The organism is Bradyrhizobium sacchari (assembly GCF_002068095.1).
GTDB classification, from domain to species: domain Bacteria; phylum Pseudomonadota; class Alphaproteobacteria; order Rhizobiales; family Xanthobacteraceae; genus Bradyrhizobium; species Bradyrhizobium sacchari.
Genome location: NZ_LWIG01000053.1, coordinates 151,315 through 169,429, shown reverse-complemented (window position 1 = coordinate 169,429; position 18,115 = coordinate 151,315). Strand labels below are relative to the sequence as shown.

14 protein-coding genes are annotated in these 18,115 nt (G+C 66.3%); all 14 read left to right on the top strand.

Annotation, left to right across the window (positions count from 1 at the left end; genetic code table 11):
* Position 1: 1 nt before the first annotated feature.
* A complete protein-coding gene (gene ftsL / locus A5906_RS33900; RefSeq protein ID WP_080139459.1) occupies positions 2 to 394 on the top strand; it encodes a cell division protein FtsL in 393 nt (130 codons plus the stop codon).
* Positions 391 to 2,142, top strand: coding sequence for a peptidoglycan D,D-transpeptidase FtsI family protein (locus A5906_RS33895; RefSeq protein ID WP_080139458.1), 1,752 nt, complete (start codon positions 391 to 393; stop codon positions 2,140 to 2,142). The genes ftsL and A5906_RS33895 overlap by 4 nt, the downstream gene beginning before the upstream one ends.
* Before the next feature lie 83 nt (positions 2,143 to 2,225).
* Positions 2,226 to 3,698 carry a UDP-N-acetylmuramoyl-L-alanyl-D-glutamate--2,6-diaminopimelate ligase gene (locus A5906_RS33890; RefSeq protein WP_080139457.1) on the top strand — a complete coding sequence of 491 codons (1,473 nt, stop codon included), beginning with the start codon at positions 2,226 to 2,228 and terminating at the stop codon, positions 3,696 to 3,698.
* Complete coding sequence (locus A5906_RS33885) at positions 3,695 to 5,074, top strand: UDP-N-acetylmuramoyl-tripeptide--D-alanyl-D-alanine ligase (protein ID WP_080139456.1); 1,380 nt, start codon at positions 3,695 to 3,697, stop codon at positions 5,072 to 5,074. The genes A5906_RS33890 and A5906_RS33885 overlap by 4 nt, the downstream gene beginning before the upstream one ends.
* Positions 5,075 to 5,233: 159 nt before the next feature.
* Positions 5,234 to 6,337 carry a phospho-N-acetylmuramoyl-pentapeptide-transferase gene (gene mraY, locus A5906_RS33880; protein ID WP_080139455.1) on the top strand — a complete coding sequence of 368 codons (1,104 nt, stop codon included), beginning with the start codon at positions 5,234 to 5,236 and terminating at the stop codon, positions 6,335 to 6,337.
* A gap of 115 nt (positions 6,338 to 6,452) precedes the next feature.
* Entirely contained in the window at positions 6,453 to 7,850 is a 1,398-nt protein-coding gene (gene murD / locus A5906_RS33875; protein WP_080139454.1) for a UDP-N-acetylmuramoyl-L-alanine--D-glutamate ligase, read from the top strand.
* A gap of 214 nt (positions 7,851 to 8,064) precedes the next feature.
* Positions 8,065 to 9,216, top strand: a complete 1,152-nt coding sequence (ftsW, locus tag A5906_RS33870; RefSeq protein ID WP_080139453.1) for a putative lipid II flippase FtsW — start codon at positions 8,065 to 8,067, stop codon at positions 9,214 to 9,216.
* A 112-nt stretch (positions 9,217 to 9,328) separates the two neighbouring features.
* On the top strand, positions 9,329 to 10,429 hold the full coding sequence (murG, locus tag A5906_RS33865) for an undecaprenyldiphospho-muramoylpentapeptide beta-N-acetylglucosaminyltransferase (RefSeq protein ID WP_080139452.1): 1,101 nt from the start codon (positions 9,329 to 9,331) through the stop codon (positions 10,427 to 10,429).
* A gap of 122 nt (positions 10,430 to 10,551) precedes the next feature.
* On the top strand, positions 10,552 to 11,955 hold the full coding sequence (murC, locus tag A5906_RS33860; RefSeq protein WP_080139538.1) for a UDP-N-acetylmuramate--L-alanine ligase: 1,404 nt from the start codon (positions 10,552 to 10,554) through the stop codon (positions 11,953 to 11,955).
* A gap of 4 nt (positions 11,956 to 11,959) precedes the next feature.
* Positions 11,960 to 12,880: a UDP-N-acetylmuramate dehydrogenase gene (gene murB, locus A5906_RS33855; RefSeq protein ID WP_080139451.1), complete on the top strand. Its 921-nt coding sequence runs from the start codon at positions 11,960 to 11,962 to the stop codon at positions 12,878 to 12,880.
* 107 nt (positions 12,881 to 12,987) lie between these two features.
* Positions 12,988 to 13,974, top strand: a complete 987-nt coding sequence (locus A5906_RS33850) for a D-alanine--D-alanine ligase family protein (RefSeq protein WP_080139450.1) — start codon at positions 12,988 to 12,990, stop codon at positions 13,972 to 13,974.
* 347 nt (positions 13,975 to 14,321) lie between these two features.
* The gene (locus tag A5906_RS33845) at positions 14,322 to 15,344 is read left to right on the top strand and encodes a cell division protein FtsQ/DivIB (RefSeq protein ID WP_080139449.1); all 1,023 of its coding nucleotides are present in this window, start codon (positions 14,322 to 14,324) and stop codon (positions 15,342 to 15,344) included.
* Positions 15,341 to 16,663 carry a cell division protein FtsA gene (gene ftsA, locus A5906_RS33840; protein ID WP_080139448.1) on the top strand — a complete coding sequence of 441 codons (1,323 nt, stop codon included), beginning with the start codon at positions 15,341 to 15,343 and terminating at the stop codon, positions 16,661 to 16,663. The genes A5906_RS33845 and ftsA overlap by 4 nt, the downstream gene beginning before the upstream one ends.
* Before the next feature lie 87 nt (positions 16,664 to 16,750).
* On the top strand, positions 16,751 to 18,115 hold a 1,365-nt coding region (gene ftsZ, locus A5906_RS33835; RefSeq protein WP_245327049.1), incomplete at its 3' end, for a cell division protein FtsZ.

Genomic DNA, 18,115 nt, shown 5'->3' with positions numbered 1-18,115 from the left:
CATGCGTATCATCCACCTCCTCGTCATCGGCGCGCTGATCTTCGCGGCGGCCTATGTCTACCGGATCAAGATGGACTCCACCGCGCGCACCGAGAAGGTGCTGCGGCTGCATGCGGAGATCCGCGAACAGCGCGATGCCATCGCTTCGCTGCGCTCTGAATGGGCCAAGCTCGATGCGCCCCTGCGCCTGCAGGGCCTAGCCGAGCGGCATCTGCCGCTCAAGCCGGTCAACGGCACGCAATATGACTCGCTGAAGAATTTGCCCGAGCGTCCGCCGCGGCTGTTCAGACCCGGCGAGCCCGACCCGATCGGCGCGATGCTCAACACCATCGAAGCTGCGAGCGATCCTGACACCGTGACGGGCTCCGTGCCTCAGCCCGAGGACCAGCAATGAGCCCGGCGCCTGCAAAACCCAATGAAAAGCCGACCGAACCTTGGCGGCAGCGGCTGGTCCGCAGCCTGCTCTACGGGCGCAATGTCGACCGCGCGGCCAAGGCGCGCGCGCGCGTCGGCCTTGCCATGCTCGCCTTCGCCTCGGTCTATGCCCTGATCGGCGGCCGGCTCGTGATGTTCGCGATCGGCGCCGACGCGCACAGTGCGCGCCGTGCCGCGTCGCAGGAAGTGGTCGCGACCGCGCGGCCCGACATCGTCGACCGCAACGGCGCGATCCTCGCGACCGACGTCAAGGCCTCGAGCCTGTTCGGCGAGCCGCGCCGCATCATCGACAAGGACGAAGCGATCGAGCTTCTGACCGCGACCGTGCCCGACCTCGATGAGGCCGAGGTGCGCGAGCGCCTCCGGACGCGCAAGGGTTTCGTCTGGCTGAAGCGCGAGGTCACGGCGAAGCAGCAGCAGGACATCCACAAGCTCGGCATTCCCGGCATCGGCTTCCTGCGCGAAAACAAGCGCGTCTACCCGACCGGCAACGAGGTCGCCCACCTCATCGGTCTCGTCAACATCGACAACCAGGGCATCGCCGGCATGGAGAAGTGGCTCGACAATCAAGGGCTCGCCGATCTCCACCGCGCCGGCTTTGCCACCGACCGGCTGCAAAAGCCGATCGAGCTGTCGATCGACCTGCGCGTCGAGCACGCGCTGCGCGACGAGCTCTTGAAGGCCAAGGAGAAGTACCACACCAAGGCCGCCTCCGGCATCGTCTCCAACGTCAAGACCGGCGAGATCGTGGCGATGGTCTCGCTGCCGGACTTCGATCCCAACAATCCGAAGGAGGCGCACGATCCTGACCGCATCAACCGCCTGACCACGGGCGTCTACGAGATGGGCTCGACCTTCAAGGCGTTCACGCTGGCGATGGCGCTCGACTCCGGAAAGATCAATCTGAACTCGTCGTGGGATGCGCGCGGAAACCTGCACTACGGCAAGTTCACCATCCACGACAGCCATCCGCTCGGGCGCTTCATCAACACCAAGGAAGTGTTCACCTATTCGTCCAACATCGGTGCGGCGCGGATCGCGCTCGGCCAGGGCGTCGAGGCGCACAAGGCGTTCCTCGCCAAGATGGGCCAGCTGACGCGGCTGCGCACCGAGCTGCCGGAGAGTGCGGCGCCACTGATCCCGCGCCGCTGGGGCGAATTGAACACCGTGACCATCGCGTTCGGCCAGGGCATGTCGGTGGCGCCGCTGCAGGCGGTGATGGGCATCAACGCGCTGGTCAACGGCGGCTATCTGATTCCGCCAACTTTTATGAAGCGCAGCGAGTCCGAAGCTGCGGCGATGGCCAAGCGCGTCATCAAGACCGAGACCAGCGACAAGATGCGGTTCCTGATGCGCCTCAATGCCGAGATCGGCACCGCCAAGACGGCAGACATCAAGGGCTATTATGTCGGCGGCAAGACCGGCACGTCCGAGAAGGTCATCAACGGCCGCTATGCCAAGAAGCGCGTGCTCAACTCCTTCACCGCTATCATGCCCTGCGATGATCCGAAATATCAGATCCTGGTGATGCTGGACGAGCCGCAGGCTATCCCGGAAACCAAGGGTTTCATCACCTCGGGCTGGAACGCGGTGCCGACCGGCGGCAAGGTGATCGAGCGGATCGCCCCGCTGCTGGGCGTCGAGCCGCGGTTCGACCTGCCGCCGTCCGAACGCCTTATTCTTGCAGCATCCCGGACAACCCAGTAATCAACTGGGGTGGCCATCGCCGGTGCTGATTCGGCTTTTCCTGACGATTCGGCTTTCCGGCACGGCATGTCGATTGGAAGACGATGAAGCTGCGCGACCTCATAGGTCAGGACGTTCTGGGCAATGATGCCGCACCCGTGCCCGCTGTCGCGGCTCTCGAGGTGACCGGCGTTGCGCTCGACAGCCGCGTCGTCAAGCCCGGCGACCTCTTCTTCGCGCTGGCAGGCAGCAAGACTGACGGCGCGCGCTTCATCGATGCCGCAATTGCCGCAGGCGCGGTCGCCGTGGTTGGCGACCAGGCGCCGGCCTCCTGCGAGGTGCCGTTCATCGCGGTCGCCAATCCGCGCCGGGCGCTGGCGCTGGCGGCGGCAAAATTCTTCCCGTCGCAGCCCACGACCATTGCCGCGGTGACCGGCACCAGTGGCAAGACCTCGGTTGCGGCGTTCACGCGCCAGATCTGGGAGCGGCTGGGGCACGCCTCGGCCAGCATCGGAACCATCGGCCTCGTCTCGCCCAAGCGCACCGTCTATGGCTCGCTGACGACGCCGGATCCGATCGCGCTGCACCGGCAGTTGGACGAGATCACGCGCGAAGGCGTCACGCATCTCGCCTTCGAGGCCTCCTCGCATGGGCTCGACCAATATCGCCTCGATGGCGTGCGCGTCTCCGCCGGCGGCTTCACCAATCTCTCGCGCGACCACATGGATTACCATCCGACCGTCGCGCATTATCTCGCCGCAAAGCTCCGCCTGTTCCGCGAGCTGGTCGCCCCTGATGGGGCCGCGGTGATCTCGGCCGATCATGATTGCTCGGCGGAGGCGATCGCGGCCGCGACGTCGCGCGGCCTGCGCGTGATGCCGGTCGGGCGCAACGGCAATGGGGCAGGCGAGGGTATTCGTCTCACCGAGGCCGTCGTCGAGGGGTTCTCGCAAAAGCTGGCGCTCGAACATCGCGGCAAGAGCTATTCCGTCCGGCTGCCGCTGGTCGGCGAATTCCAGATCGAAAACGCATTGGTGTCGGCCGGCCTTGCCATCGGGACCGGCAGCGACGCCGCTAGCGTGTTTGCCAGCCTCGAGCATCTCGAAGGCGCCAAGGGCCGGCTCGAGCGCGTCGGCGAGCGCAACGGCGCACCGATCTTCGTCGACTACGCGCACAAGCCCGATGCGCTGGCGAAGGCGCTGCAGGCGCTGCGGCCCTATGCGAAGCGTAGGCTGATCGTCGTGTTCGGCGCCGGCGGCGATCGCGATGCCGGCAAGCGCCCGATCATGGGCGGGATCGCAGCCGAGAACGCCGACGGCGTCATCATCACCGACGACAATCCGCGCAGCGAGAAGCCGGAGGCGATCCGCGCTGCGATCCTTGCCGCCGCGAAGGGCGCGCGCGAGATCGGCGACCGCGCCGAGGCTATTCGCGTGGCGATCGAGGAGTTGCAGGAGGGCGATGCGCTGCTCGTCGCCGGCAAGGGACACGAGACCGGGCAGATCGTCGGCCGCGAGGTGCTGCCCTTCAGTGATCATGAGGCGGTCGCCGCCGCATTAGCGTCGAGGGTTGCATGAGCGCGCCAATTTGGTCGGTTCCCGAAGTGGCGCGCGCGCTGGGCGCGGCCGGATCGTTTCCGGACACGCCGATCGACTTCGTCACCCAGGACAGCCGTCTGGTGAAGCCGGGCAGCCTGTTCGTTGCGCTCAGCGGCACGCCAAGCGGCGGCTTCATCTCGGCCTTCGCCAGCGCGCGCGACGGCTGGGAGTTCGCGGACAAGGCGGAAGCTGCAGGGGCGGTTGCGATGATCGTGCCGCACGAGATCCCGGGCATCCGCATTCCCCAGATCGTCGTGAAGGACACGCTGATCGACGGTCTCTGGGGCCTCGCGCGCGCCGCACGCGCGCGTTTCCGCGGGCCGGTGATCGGCCTCACCGGCAGCGCCGGCAAGACCAGCACAAAGGAATTCCTGGCGGCTTATCCGAACGCCTATGCGAGTCCGTCGAGCTTCAACAATTTCTGGGGCGTGCCGCTGACGCTATGCAATGCGAAGGCAGATGCCAGCCTCTGGGTCGTCGAGATGGGCATGAACCAGAAAGGCGAGATCGCGCGGCTCAGTGAGCTGACGCGGCCGACCGTCGCGCTGGTCGTCAACGTTCAGCCCGTGCACCTGGAAAAGCTCGGCTCGCTCGAGGCGATCCGCCACGAGAAAGTATCGATCGCGCTCGGCTTGCCCGAGGACGGCGTGCTGGTGCTGCCCGCCGGCATCAAGGCGTCGGAGTGGAAGGGCAAGGTGGTGCGCTTCGGCGAGCATGCCGAGGTGCACGAGGTCGCGCACGCGCCGCACGGCGAGAGCTGGCAGGTCGTGGCGATGATCGGCAAGAAGGAGATCGCCTTCAGCCTGACGCCGGGCGCGCCGCACCGCGTCCAGAACGCGCTGGCCGCGCTCGCCTCGATCCGTGCCGCGAACCTCGATCCGGCGACGCTCGCGATCAAGCTCGACCGTGTCGGCATCATGACCGGCCGCGGCGTCGAGCAGGCGGTCGGCGGTATCACCGTGATCGACGACAGTTTCAACGGCAATCCGGCCAGCGTGGCGGCCGCGCTGCGGAGCCTGCAGGCGCGCCACGTGACCGGTGGTCGCCGCATCGCGGTGCTCGGCGACATGCTTGAGCTGGGCGACGACGCACCTGGCTATCACACCGGCCTCACCAAATATCTCGACGGCATCGACGGCGTCTATTGCGTCGGCCCCCTGATGCGCAACCTCTATGACGTGCTGCCATCAGGCAAGGGCCTCGGCTGGCACGACGATCCCGCCACGCTGAAGCCGGGTGAGGTCGCGAGCCTGCTGCAGGCAGGCGATGTCGTGGTTGTCAAGGGCAGCAAGAAGATGTTCTGGGTCAACAAGTTTGTGCCGGGCCTAGTGGCCGCCTTGCAGGCAAAGGCGTAAACTGCTTGGAAGGCGCAGTTCCCAATCCCGCCGTTTGCGGCACCAAGCCGTCCGTCGTCCCAGAGGTCGCCCGACCCCATGAAGAAGACCAACGAATGCGCGTGAAGCACGTCGGGACCGAGCAAGGTTGCGTGCGAACGGCGCCATAGGACCGTCTGAATGTTTTACTGGCTGATCGAGCTCTCCAATACATTTCCGAGCCTGGGGGCCTTTCGGACCCTCCTGAATGTTTTCCGCTACATCACCTTCCGCACCGGCGGCGCGGTCGTCACCGGCGCGCTGTTCGTGTTCCTGTTCGGGCCGTGGATCATCGACCATTTGCGCATCCGCCAGGGCAAGGGCCAGCCGATCCGCGCCGACGGACCGCAATCGCATCTCAGCAAGAAGGGCACGCCCACCATGGGCGGCCTGATGATCCTGTCCGGCCTGACGGTCGGCACCGTGCTGTGGGCCAATCCGCTCAATCCCTATGTCTGGATCGTGCTCGCCGTGACCCTCGGCTTCGGCTTCGTCGGCTTCTATGACGACTATCTCAAGGTGACCAAGCAGACCACGACCGGATTCGGCGGCAAGCTCCGCCTGCTGATCGAGGCGGCGATCGCGCTGGTCGCCTGCTACGCGCTGGTGCGGCTGAACCGCGATCCTGCGTCGACCGCGCTGACGATCCCGTTCCTGAAGGACACGGTGCTGCATTTCGGCTGGTTCTTCGTCATCTTCGGCGCCTTCGTCATCGTCGGCGCCGGCAATGCGGTGAACCTCACCGATGGCCTCGACGGCCTCGCCATCGTGCCTGTGATGATCGCGACCGCGAGCTTTGCGATGATCGCCTATCTCGCCGGCAACGCGGTGTTCGCCGATTATCTGCAGATCAAATATGTCGCCGGCACCGGCGAGCTCGCGGTGCTCTGCGGCGCGCTGTTGGGCGCTGGTCTCGGCTTCCTCTGGTTCAACGCGCCGCCGGCCTCGATCTTCATGGGCGATACCGGCTCGCTCGCGCTCGGCGGCATGCTCGGCGCGATCGCGGTCGCGGTGAAGCACGAGATCGTGCTGGCGGTGATCGGCGGCCTGTTCGTGCTCGAGGCGGTCTCCGTCATCGTGCAGGTGGTGTCGTTCAAGCTGACGGGCAAACGGATCTTCCGCATGGCGCCGATCCATCACCATTTCGAGCAGCTCGGCTGGACCGAGCCGCAGATCGTGATCCGGTTCTGGATCATCTCGGTGATGCTGGCGCTCGCCGGCCTCTCGACGCTGAAGCTGCGGTGATGGTCGCGGTGATTCCCTCTTGCTGTCATTCCGGGGCTCGCGAAGCGAGAACCCGGAATCTCGAGATTCCGGGTTCGACGCTAACGCGTCGCCCCGGAATGACGAGAGTAAAGTCATGATCCCGGTCACATCCTTCGCCGGCAAGACGGTCGCGGTGTTTGGCCTCGGCGGCTCGGGGCTCGCCTCCTGCCATGCGCTGAAGGCGGGTGGTGCCGACGTGGTCGCCGCCGACGACAATGCCGAGAACGTCGCCAAGGCAGCGCAGGCCGGTTTCATCACCGCTGACTTGCGCAACGTCTCCTGGGCGAATTTCGCCGCGCTCGTGCTCGCACCCGGCGTGCCGCTCACGCATCCGGTGCCGCACTGGAGCGTGCTGAAGGCGCGCGAAGCCGGCGTCGAGGTCATTGGCGATATCGAGCTTTTCTGCCGTGAGCGGCGGCGTCACGCGCCGAACGCGCCGTTCGTCGCCATCACCGGCACCAACGGCAAGTCGACCACGACGGCGCTGATCGCGCATCTGACTAAGGTCGCCGGCTACGATACCCAGATGGGCGGTAATATCGGCACCGCGATAATGTCGCTGGAGCCGCCGCGCATGGGCCGCGTCCACGTCATCGAGATGTCGTCCTACCAGATCGACCTCACGCCCTCGCTCGATCCCTCCGTCGGCATTTTGCTCAATGTCAGCGAGGACCACATCGATCGGCACGGCACGATCGAACACTACGCTGCGGTGAAGGAACGTCTTGTCGCGGGCGTGCAGGCGGGCGGCACCTCGATCGTCGGCGTCGATGACGGCTATTGCCGCGATGTCGCCGACCGGCTCGAGCGCTCCGGCAAGAACGTGGTGCGGATCTCGGTCAGGAATCCGCTCGCCTCCGGCATTTATGTCGAGCACGGCAATATCGTGCGCGCCTCGGGTGGCGCCCGCAGCGAGGTTGCCGTACTCGGCGGCATCGGCTCGCTGCGCGGCTTGCACAATGCGCAGAACGCGGCCTGCGCGGCCGCCGCCGCGCTCGCGATGGGCATCAGCCAGGAGGTGCTGCAGAACGGGCTGCGCAGCTTTCCGGGACTGGCGCACCGCATGGAGCAGGTCGGTCGTCGCGGCAACGTGCTGTTCGTCAACGATTCCAAGGGCACCAACGCCGACGCCACCGCGCACGCGCTGTCGTCGTTCGCCGATATCTTCTGGATCGCTGGCGGCAAGCCCAAGGCGGGTGGCATCACGAGCCTGACCGGCTATTTCCCGCGCATCCGAAAGGCCTATCTGATCGGCGAAGCCGCGCAGGAGTTCTCGGGAACGCTGGGCACGGTGCCGCACGAGATCAGCCAGACGCTGGACGTCGCGGTCGAACACGCCGCGCGCGATGCGGAGGCATCCGGGCTTGCCGATGCCGTCGTGCTGCTGTCACCGGCCTGCGCCTCCTTCGACCAGTACCGCAATTTCGAGATCCGTGGTGCCAAGTTCCGCGAGCTGGTGCAGGCGTTGCCGGGTGTGAAGCCGGTGGTGTGATGACTCTCGTGTCCAGGACCCGGTGCGACACGAAGTGACGCTCCGCAGAGCCGGGACCCAGAAGCGACAATGGGCCCCGTCTCTGCAGCGCACCGCAAGGGCGCTGCGCTGCGTCCGGGGCACGAGACTGTGCACAACTTCATCGATTTCCTTAACTCCCCGGTAACCAACCTCGGCGACCAATGGACGGACCTCTGTCCGAAAGCGGCCGCCCATGCTCTCCCGTGAAGAACGCACCCCCTTTTCCGAGTGGTGGTGGACCGTCGACAAGCCGCTGATGGGTGCCATTCTGGCGCTGATGCTCACCGGCGTGATCCTGTCGCTGGCGGCGAGCCCGCCGGTTGCGACCCGCATCGGGCTCGATCCCTTCCACTTCTTCAGCCGCCACGTGATGTTCCTGCTCCCGTCCTGCCTGGTGCTGCTCGGGGTGTCCTTCCTGTCGCCGCGCGCGATCCGCCGCTCGGCGCTGATCATCTTCACGGTCAGCATCATCCTGATCGTGGTGACGCTCGCCATCGGTCCCGAAGTGAAGGGCTCGCGGCGCTGGATCACGCTGCTCGGCGTCAACATCCAGGCCTCCGAGATCGCAAAGCCGTCCTTCGTCGTCATCGCGGCCTGGCTGTTCGCGGAATCGACCAAGCGGCCGGAGATGCCGGCGACCTCGATGGCACTGGTGCTGCTGTTGATGCTGGTGTCGCTGCTGGTGATGGAGCCGGACTTCGGCCAGACCATGCTGATCCTGATGGTGTGGGGCTCGCTGTTCTTCATTGCGGGCATGCGCATGATCTGGGTGTTCGGTCTTGCAGGCGCCGCCGCCGCCGGCCTGTTCAGCGCCTATCTTTTCGTCCCGCACGTCGCGGGTCGCATCAAGCGCTTCATGAACCCGGCCTCGGGCGACACCTTCCAGGTCGATACCGCCATGGAGGCCTTCTACAACGGCGGCTGGCTCGGCCTCGGCCCGGGCGAGGGCATTGCAAAACGCAGCCTGCCGGACAGCCATACCGACTTCGTGTTCGCGGTCGCCGCCGAAGAATTCGGCATCGTTCTGTGCCTCGCCATGCTGGCGCTGTTCGCCTTCGTCGTCATCCGCACGCTGTCGCGGGCCTATGCCAATGAGGACATGTTCTCGCGCTTTGCCGCGTCCGGCCTTGCGATCCTGTTCGGCGTGCAGGCGGCGATCAACATGTCGGTCAACCTGCAGCTCATCCCCGCCAAGGGCATGACGCTGCCGTTCATCTCCTATGGTGGCTCCTCGATCGTCTCGCTCGCCTATGGCGTCGGCATGATGCTGGCGCTGACACGGCTGCGTCCACGCACCGAGGTCGAGGCCAGCGGCCATGCCGAGGCGATGCGGAGTTACGCGTAGTCCGTCGTCATTGCGAGCGAAGCGAAGCAATCCAGAATCCCTCCGCGGAGACGGTCTGGATTGCTTCGCTTCGCTCGCAATGACGAGAAAGACCCTGTAAAACTCCCTCACCATGGACACCTCTCCCCTGATTCTTCTCGCCGCGGGCGGCACCGGCGGCCATCTGTTTCCGGCCGAGGCGCTTGGCGTCGAATTGATCCGGCGCGGCTTTCGCGTCCGCCTCGTCACCGACGAGCGCGCGCTGCGCTATAGCGGGCTGTTCAGCAAGGACATGATCGACGTCGTCTCCAGCGAGACCGCGCGCGGCCGCAATCCGTTCCAGCTCGCCTATGCCGGCCTCACGCTCGTCGTCGGTACGCTCTCCGCCTACGGCCTGATCAAGCGATTGAAGCCGGCCGCCGTCGTCGGCTTTGGCGGCTATCCGACGCTGCCGCCGCTGGTCGCGGCAAAATTCGCCGGCGTGCCTGGCATCATCCACGACGCCAATGCGGTGCTCGGTCGCGCCAACCGGTTCCTGTCGAGCCGCGTCAACGCCATCGCGACGTCGCTGCCCGGTGTGCTCGACCGCGACCCCGCGCTGGCAGGGAAGACCACGACTGTCGGTACGCCGATGCGTCCCGCGGTGCTCGCAGCCGCTGCCGTGCCCTACGCAGCACCCGAGGTGAACGGTCCGCTGCGCCTGCTCGTCGTCGGCGGCAGCCAGGGCGCGCGCATCATGGCCGACATCGTGCCGGGCGCGATCGAGCGGCTCGAGCCTGCGCTGTGGAGCCGTCTCATCCTCACCCAGCAGGTGCGCGACGAGGATATGGCGCGTGTTCGTGCGGTGTACGACCGGCTCAAGATCAAGTTCGAGCTCGCGCCTTTCTTCGCTGATCTGCCGGCGCGGCTCGCCTCCAATCATCTGATCGTGTCGCGCTCCGGCGCCGGCACCGTCGCCGAGCTTGCCGCGATCGGACGGCCCTCGATCCTGGTACCGCTGCCGGGCTCGATCGACCAGGATCAGTTCGCCAATGCCGGCGTGCTGGCCAGGGTCGACGGCGCCATTCGCATCCCGCAGACCGAGTTCACCTCCGACCGCCTCGCCGCCGAGATCTCCGGCTTCGCCGCCGAACCGGCGCGCCTTGCCGCCATGGCCACGGCGGCGAAGGGGGCCGGGCGGCTCGATGCCGCCGAGCGGCTTGCCGATCTGGTGGTCAAGGTCGCGGGAATCTGACGCGAAAAAGCCCTTGTCTTCGTCTTCCAAAGCGGGGCATCCAGTAGGCAGGGCGCGCGGCTGATTTGGCCGTGACCTTCGCCAGATGCCGCCTTTCCGGCGGCAAGGTCAGGGAACAGAGCATGAGACTGCCGCGCGAGATCGGACCCATCCACTTCGTCGGGATCGGCGGGATCGGCATGAGCGGCATCGCCGAGGTGCTGGTCAATCTCGGCTACGCCGTGCAGGGCTCGGACGCCTCCGACAATTACAATCTCGACCGTCTGCGCAAGAAGGGCGCGAAGGTTTCGGTCGGCCACAAGGCCGAGAATGTCGATGGTGCCGAGGTCGTCGTGGTCTCGACCGCGATCAAGCGCGACAATCCCGAACTGATGGCGGCGCGCGAGCGGCGCATTCCCGTGGTGCGCCGCGCCGAGATGCTGGCCGAGCTGATGCGCCTGAAGAGCTGCGTCGCCATCGCCGGCACCCATGGCAAGACCACGACGACCACGATGGTCGCAACGCTGCTCGATGCCGGCGGGCTCGATCCGACCGTGATCAACGGCGGCATCATCAACGCCTACGGCTCCAACGCGCGGCTGGGGGCCGGCGACTGGATGGTGGTGGAGGCCGACGAGAGCGACGGCACGTTCCTGAAGCTGCCGACGGATGTCGCGATCGTCACCAATGTCGATCCCGAGCATCTCGACCACTTCAAGACCTTCGATGCCGTGCAGGACGCCTTCCGTCACTTCGTCGAGAACCTGCCATTCTACGGCTTTGCCGTGATGTGCATCGATCATCCCGTGGTGCAAAACCTCGTCGGCAAGATCGAGGACCGCCGCATCATCACCTATGGCGAGAATCCGCAGGCCGATGCGCGGCTGGTCGATCTCACCGCGGGCGGTGGCGGCTCGAAGTTCAAGGTCGTGATCCGCGACCGCAAGACCGGCGCCACGCATGAGATCGCCGACCTCGCGCTGCCGATGCCGGGCCGGCACAACGCCTCGAATGCGACGGCCGCGATTGCGGTTGCGCACACGCTCGGTGTCTCGGACGAGGCGATCCGCAAGGCGATCGCAGGCTTCGGCGGCGTCAAGCGCCGCTTCACCAAGACCGGCGAATGGAACGGCGTCACCGTGATCGATGATTACGGCCATCACCCCGTGGAGATTGCAGCGGTGCTGAAAGCGGCGCGCGATTCCTACACCGGCAAGGTGATCGCCGTGGTGCAGCCGCATCGCTACACCCGCCTGCAATCGCTGTTCGAGGAATTCTGCACCTGCTTCAACGATGCCGATGCGGTCGTTGTCGCCGACGTCTATGCCGCGGGCGAAGCGCCGATCGACGGCATCGACCGCGATCATTTCGTCGCCGGCCTGCGCGCCCATGGCCATCGCGACGTGATCCCGCTGCCGGCGGCGACGGAGCTCGCAGGGATCGTCAAGGGATTGGCGAAGTCTGGCGATCTCGTCGTGTGCCTTGGCGCCGGCAACATCACGCAATGGGCGTATGCGCTGCCCGGCGAATTGAAGGCGCTGGGGTAGGGCGATGACGTTCCCCGATATCACCCCTTCACTCAAAGCCACGATGCCAAACTTGCGCGGCCGGCTGCTCGCCAACCAGTCGCTCGCCGAGCTCACCTGGTTTCGCGTCGGCGGTCCCGCGCAGGTGCTGTTCACGCCCGCGGACGAGGACGATCTCGCTTATTTCCTGGCGCATCTTGCCGTCGACATTCCCGTCTATGTCATCGGTGTCGGCTCCAATTTGATCGTGCGCGACGGCGGCATTGCGGGCGTCGTGATCCGGCTGGCACCGCGCGCCTTCGGCGAGGCGACCGCGAATGGCGATGTCGTCACCGCAGGCACTGCCACGCTCGACAAGCGCGTGGCGGAGGTTGCGGCGTCCGTCAATATCGGCGGGCTCGAATTCTTTTTCGGCATTCCCGGCACGATCGGCGGCGCCCTGCGCATGAATGCCGGCGCCAATGGCGGCGAGACCAAGGACGTGCTGATCGAAGCGCGCGGCGTCGGGCGCGACGGCACCAAGCATGTCTTCTCCAATGCCGACATGAAATTCGTCTACCGCAGTAGCGGCGTCGATCCCTCCATCATCTTCACTTCCGCGCGCTTTCGCGGCGAGATCAGGGATGCGGAAGCGATCCGCGCGCGCATGGCGGAGGTGCAAAGCCACCGCGAGAGCGCGCAGCCGATCCGCGAAAAGACCGGCGGCTCGACCTTCAAGAATCCGCCCGGCCATTCCGCCTGGAAGCTGGTCGACGCCGCCGGCTGCCGGGGCCTGCGCGTCGGCGGCGCCCAGGTGTCGGAGATGCACTGCAATTTCCTGATCAACACCGGCGATGCCACCGCCCACGACATCGAGACGCTCGGCGAGACCGTGCGCGAGCGGGTGAAGGCGAATTCCGGAATTGAGCTGCACTGGGAAATCAAGCGGATCGGGATTTCCTCGTGAGTGTCATTGCGGGGGCGCGAAGCGCAACCCGGAATCTCGAGATTCCGGGTTCGATGCTGCGCATCGTCCCGGAATGACGAACACAGACAGGTGACGGACCAGAGAACATGCGCATCACCATCCTCTTCGGCGGCTCCAACCGCGAGCGTCTGGTTTCGGTCGCTTCGGCGCAGGCGCTGCATCAGGCGCTGCCCGAGGCTGACCTCTGGTGGTGGGACGTCGAGGACAAGGTGCATGTGGTGCAGTCCAGGCAGCTGCTCGAGCATGCGCGTCCGTTCGAGGACGAATTCAAGCCGGGCACGTCGGGCATTCCGCTCGCGCAGGCGCTCGACCGGGCCAGGGCGGAAGATCGCGTGCTGGTGCTCGGCCTGCATGGCGGGTGCGCCGAGAACGGCGAATTGCAGGTGATGTGCGAGGCGCGCGGCGTGCCGTTCACCGGCTCGGGCTCGGCCTCCTCGCATCTGGCCTTCGACAAGATCGCGGCCAAGCGCTTCGCCGCGCTCGGCGGCGTCACGCCGCCGGCCAACATTGCGCTTGAAAACATCGACGAGGCCTTCGCCGAGTATGGAAAGCTGATCGCAAAGCCCGCGCGCGACGGCTCGAGCTACGGCCTGATCTTCGTCAACGCCAGGCAGGATCTCGTCGCGGTCCGCAATGCCGCCAAGCACGAGGAGTATGTGATCGAGCCCTACATCGCCGGCGTCGAGGCGACCTGCGGCGTGCTGGAGCGCACCGACGGCTCGATCATCGCGCTGCCGCCGATCGAGATCATTCCGGGCGAGGGCAGTTTCGACTACGCGGCGAAATATCTCCTGAGCTCGACCCAGGAGATCTGTCCCGGCCGCTTTTCGCCGGAGATCACCGCGGCGCTGAAGGAGCAGGCGATGCTGGCGCACCGGGCGATGTCCTGCACCGGCTATTCCCGCTCGGACTTCATCGTCTCGGAGCGGGGCCTCGTCTACCTCGAAACCAACACGCTGCCCGGGTTGACCAAGTCCTCGCTCTACCCCAAGGCGCTGAAAGCCGAGGGCATCGACTTCGTCGACTTCCTGCGCGGCCTGATCGAGCTCGCCGTGCCCGGTGTGCGGAAATAATTAGGACTGGTTAACGGCCGGGCGGGCGAAATGCCCCGGGTTTGGCGGCCAAATCCGGTAAAATGCCGGACATCGCGGCATAAATCCCTCACATGGCTGGGCAAAAAGCGTCGCGCGTTAACGAATTTTACCTTTTGTTTACCAGGACATCCGAAGGTTAACGCTGGCGGCGCATATGGCGCTTTGGCTGCCGGCGCGTGAGCTGTGGCGGGTGATGTCACCTCCAGCGAACGCTTTGAAGGGGAGAGGCTTCTTCTGCTGAAGACCAGCACCCGGCCCGGCACCGAGACGTCATGTTCGCCAGGATCCGCGCGATGTCGCGGGCAAACTGTTGACGAGCTCGTGCAATGGATGGAGCAGGAAGCCTCACCCGGTCGCTTTTCAGATCGCTGAGGCCCCAAGCTGACCTGAAGGCGGCCGCTATCGGAGCGGTCGTGCTTCTGCGCGAGTGGGTGCAAGACAAGCGCGACCAGCAGCGCGCTGCCGCCAAGATCAGGACCAAAGCCAGGGCCAAGGCCATCGTCGAGCGCGAGCCGCCGCCGCGCGTGGTCGCGCTGGTCGAGCGCTATGCGCCGCGCCGGGTCGGGATCACAATGACCGTGCTGCTGCTGCTCGGAAGCTGCGGCTTCGGCATCGTCAAGGGCGGACATCTCCAGGACTTCATCACCGCGGTCAGCGACGCCCGCAACGCGATGGCCAATTCCGCCGGCTTCCGCATCACCTCCGTCGTCATCAACGGCCGCAAGCAGCTCACCCAGGACGAGATCCTCGCGATCGGCGGCGTCAGCGGCCGCTCCTCGCTGCTGTTCCTCGACGCCGATGCCGTGCGCGACAAGCTCAAGGCCAATCCCTGGATCGCGGATGCGACCGTGCTGAAGCTCTATCCGGGTCAGCTCATGATCGAGCTGACCGAGCGCAAGGCGTTCGCGCTGTGGCAGGAGGCGGGCCGCCTCTCTGTCATCGCCGACGACGGCGCCGTGCTCGAGCCCTATGTCTCGCGCCGCTTCCTGTCGCTGCCGCTCGTGGTCGGCAAGGGCGCCGACACCCAGGCCCGCGATTTCCTCGCGCTGCTGGCGCGCTATCCGCAGGTCAATGCGGTGACCAAGGCTGCGGTCTATGTCGGCGAGCGGCGCTGGAACCTGAGGCTGAAGGACGGCCTCGACATCCGCCTGCCCGAGCAGGACGTCGGCAACGCGCTTGCGATGCTGTCGAGGCTCGACAAGGAGGACCGGCTGTTCTCCCGCGACATCGTCGCGGTCGACATGCGCCTGCCGGATCGGCTGGTGGTGCAGCTGTCCGACGACGCCGCCAAGGCGCGCGAAGACCAGTTCAAGGACAAGAAGAAAAAGAAGGCCGGGGACGCTGCATGACCGGTCTTGATCGCACCCAGACGCCGAAAACGCGCCCGATGCCGCACAAGCGCGGCGGCCTGGTCGCCTGCCTCGATATCGGCACCAGCAAGATCGCCTGCATGATCGCGCGGCTGAAGCCGTCGGCGCCGAGCGATGCCTTGCGCGGCCGCACCCACGCGGTGGAATTGATCGGCTACAGCCAGATCCAGTCGCGCGGCATGAAGGCCGGCGCGGTGGTCGATCTGACCGAATGCGAGCAGGCGGTCCGCCAGGCCGTCGGGCTGGCGGAGAAGATGGCCAAGGTGAGGGTCGAGTCCGTGCTGCTCTCGGTCTCGGGCGGCCGGCTCTCCGGCCAGCTGGTCGAAGCCGCCGCCGACATCCGCGGCGGCGCCGTGACGCCGGCCGATGTCAGCCGCGTCACCTCCACCGGCATGCGTCACGCCACCGGCGAGGGCCGCACCGTGCTGCATGCGCTGCCGGTCGGCTACACGCTCGACGGCGTCAAGGGCATCCGCGATCCCCGCGGCATGGTCGCGCACCAGTTCGGCGTCGACATGAACGTCGTCACCTGCGACGCCACCGTGGCGCGGAACCTGATGCTCGCGGTCGAACGCTGCCACATCAATGTCGAAGCCATGGCGGCGAGCCCCTATGTCGCTGGTCTGTCGGTGCTGACCGACGACGAGGCCGACCTCGGCGCGGCCGTCGTCGAGATGGGGGCCGGCACCACGACGATCGCGGTCTATTCCGGCGGCCGTTTCGTGCATGCGGCGGGTTTTGCGGTCGGCGGGCAACACATCACGATGGATCTCGCGCGCGGACTCTCCGCGACCATTGCCGATGCCGAGCGAATCAAGACTTTATACGGGACGGTCATCACCGGTGGATCGGACTCGCGTGAGCTGATGTCTGTACCGACAGCCGGTGACAAGCAGGATCTGCCGCAGATCGTCTCCCGCGCCACCATCGCCAACATCGTCAAGCACCGTGCCGAGGAAATCTTCGAAATGGTCCGGGACCGGCTGAAGGATTCGCCCTTCGCGTCAGAGGCCAACGGCCGCGTCGTGCTGTCGGGCGGTGCCTCGCAACTGACCGGTCTCGTCGAACTCGGAACGCAGATTCTCGGACGGCCAGTGCGGGTCGGACGTCCCCTCGGCTTCGGGCGGCTGCCCGTTGAGGCGAAGAACGCCGCGTTCGCGGTGCCGGCCGGACTCCTCGTCTATCCGCAATATGTTCACCAGGAACATGTCGAACCGCGGCATACGCGGCAGCAGGTCAGAACAGGGACCGGCGGTTATTTCGGAAAGGTGGGACGATGGCTACGCGAGGGCTTCTGATGACTCCTTTCCGCAATTTCCCATTTTCACCAACTCCCGCGGCCGCCGGCCGGGGCGAACCCACGCGCGCGTGATCGAGAGGCAACCATGACCATCAGCATCAATGTTCCTGATATTCACGAACTGAAGCCCCGGATCACCGTGTTCGGCGTCGGCGGCGCCGGCGGCAACGCCGTCAACAACATGATCACGGCGGGCCTGCAGGGCGTCGACTTCGTGGTCGCCAACACCGACGCGCAGGCGCTGACGATGTCGAAGGCGCAGCGCATCGTGCAGATGGGCACCGCGGTCACGCAGGGGCTCGGCGCAGGTTCGCAGCCGAACGTCGGCGCCGCGGCGGCGGAAGAGGTGATCGACGAGCTGCGCGACCATCTCTCGGGCGCCAACATGGTGTTCGTCACCGCCGGCATGGGCGGCGGCACCGGCACCGGCGCTGCACCGGTCATCGCCAAGACCGCGCGCGACATGGGCATCCTCACCGTCGGCGTCGTGACCAAGCCGTTCCACTTCGAAGGCGGCCGCCGCATGCGCACCGCTGAAGCCGGCATCGCCGAGCTGCACAAGGTGGTCGATACCCTCCTGATCATCCCGAACCAGAACCTGTTCCGGGTCGCCAACGAGAAGACCACCTTCGCCGACGCCTTCGCGATGGCCGACCAGGTGCTCTATTCGGGCGTCGCCTGCATCACCGACCTGATGGTCAAGGAAGGCCTGATCAACCTCGACTTCGCCGACGTCCGCGCCGTGATGCGTGAGATGGGCAAGGCGATGATGGGCACCGGCGAAGCCTCCGGCGACAAGCGCGCGCTGACCGCCGCTGAAGCTGCGATCGCCAACCCGCTGATCGACGACAGCTCGATGAAGGGTGCCAAGGGCCTCCTCATCTCCATCACCGGCGGCAAGGACCTCACGCTGTTCGAGGTCGACGAAGCCGCGACCCGCATCCGCGAGGAAGTCGACCAGGACGCCAACATCATCGTCGGCGCCACCTTCGACGAAGCGCTCGACGGCCTGATCCGCGTCTCGGTCGTTGCCACCGGCATCGAGCAGGCCGCGATCGCCCGTAACAGCCAGGCGACCTCCGCTCCCGTCGCGAATGCGGCGCCGCAGGTACAGCAGGCTCCCGCAGCACCGGCCGCCGCTGCCGAGAGCCGGCTCGCCGACCTCACCGCGCGTCTGCGCGCCGACAATCAGCGCCTGGCCGAACGCGCCCAGAAGCTGGAAGCTCAGATCCCGGCCGCCGCTCCGGTTGCGGCCGCTCCGGTCGCGCCGCGCCCGAACGTCGAGCGCGCGGCGCTCGCCGCCATCGCGGCGGCCGTCGCCGAGGTCCCGGCGCCCGCGCCGCAGACCTATGGCGACGTCACCGTGCGTCCGATCGCGCAGAAGCCGACCCTGTTTCCGGAGCCTGACATGGCCCCGGTTGCGATGCAGGAGCCGATGACGCCCGAAAAC

Excerpts from the sequence above, each read along its gene's own strand:
- murD (WP_080139454.1), top strand. The coding sequence starts at position 6,453 with ATGATCCCGGTCACATCCTTCGCCGGCAAGACGGTCGCGGTGTTTGGC.
- murB (WP_080139451.1), top strand. The coding sequence starts at position 11,960 with ATGACGTTCCCCGATATCACCCCTTCACTCAAAGCCACGATGCCAAAC.
- murC (WP_080139538.1), top strand. The coding sequence starts at position 10,552 with ATGAGACTGCCGCGCGAGATCGGACCCATCCACTTCGTCGGGATCGGC.
- ftsL (WP_080139459.1), top strand. The coding sequence starts at position 2 with ATGCGTATCATCCACCTCCTCGTCATCGGCGCGCTGATCTTCGCGGCG.
- A5906_RS33845 (WP_080139449.1), top strand. The coding sequence starts at position 14,322 with ATGGATGGAGCAGGAAGCCTCACCCGGTCGCTTTTCAGATCGCTGAGG.
- A5906_RS33890 (WP_080139457.1), top strand. The coding sequence starts at position 2,226 with ATGAAGCTGCGCGACCTCATAGGTCAGGACGTTCTGGGCAATGATGCC.
- ftsA (WP_080139448.1), top strand. The coding sequence starts at position 15,341 with ATGACCGGTCTTGATCGCACCCAGACGCCGAAAACGCGCCCGATGCCG.
- A5906_RS33885 (WP_080139456.1), top strand. The coding sequence starts at position 3,695 with ATGAGCGCGCCAATTTGGTCGGTTCCCGAAGTGGCGCGCGCGCTGGGC.
- murG (WP_080139452.1), top strand. The coding sequence starts at position 9,329 with ATGGACACCTCTCCCCTGATTCTTCTCGCCGCGGGCGGCACCGGCGGC.
- ftsW (WP_080139453.1), top strand. The coding sequence starts at position 8,065 with ATGCTCTCCCGTGAAGAACGCACCCCCTTTTCCGAGTGGTGGTGGACC.
- A5906_RS33895 (WP_080139458.1), top strand. The coding sequence starts at position 391 with ATGAGCCCGGCGCCTGCAAAACCCAATGAAAAGCCGACCGAACCTTGG.
- A5906_RS33850 (WP_080139450.1), top strand. The coding sequence starts at position 12,988 with ATGCGCATCACCATCCTCTTCGGCGGCTCCAACCGCGAGCGTCTGGTT.
- mraY (WP_080139455.1), top strand. The coding sequence starts at position 5,234 with ATGTTTTACTGGCTGATCGAGCTCTCCAATACATTTCCGAGCCTGGGG.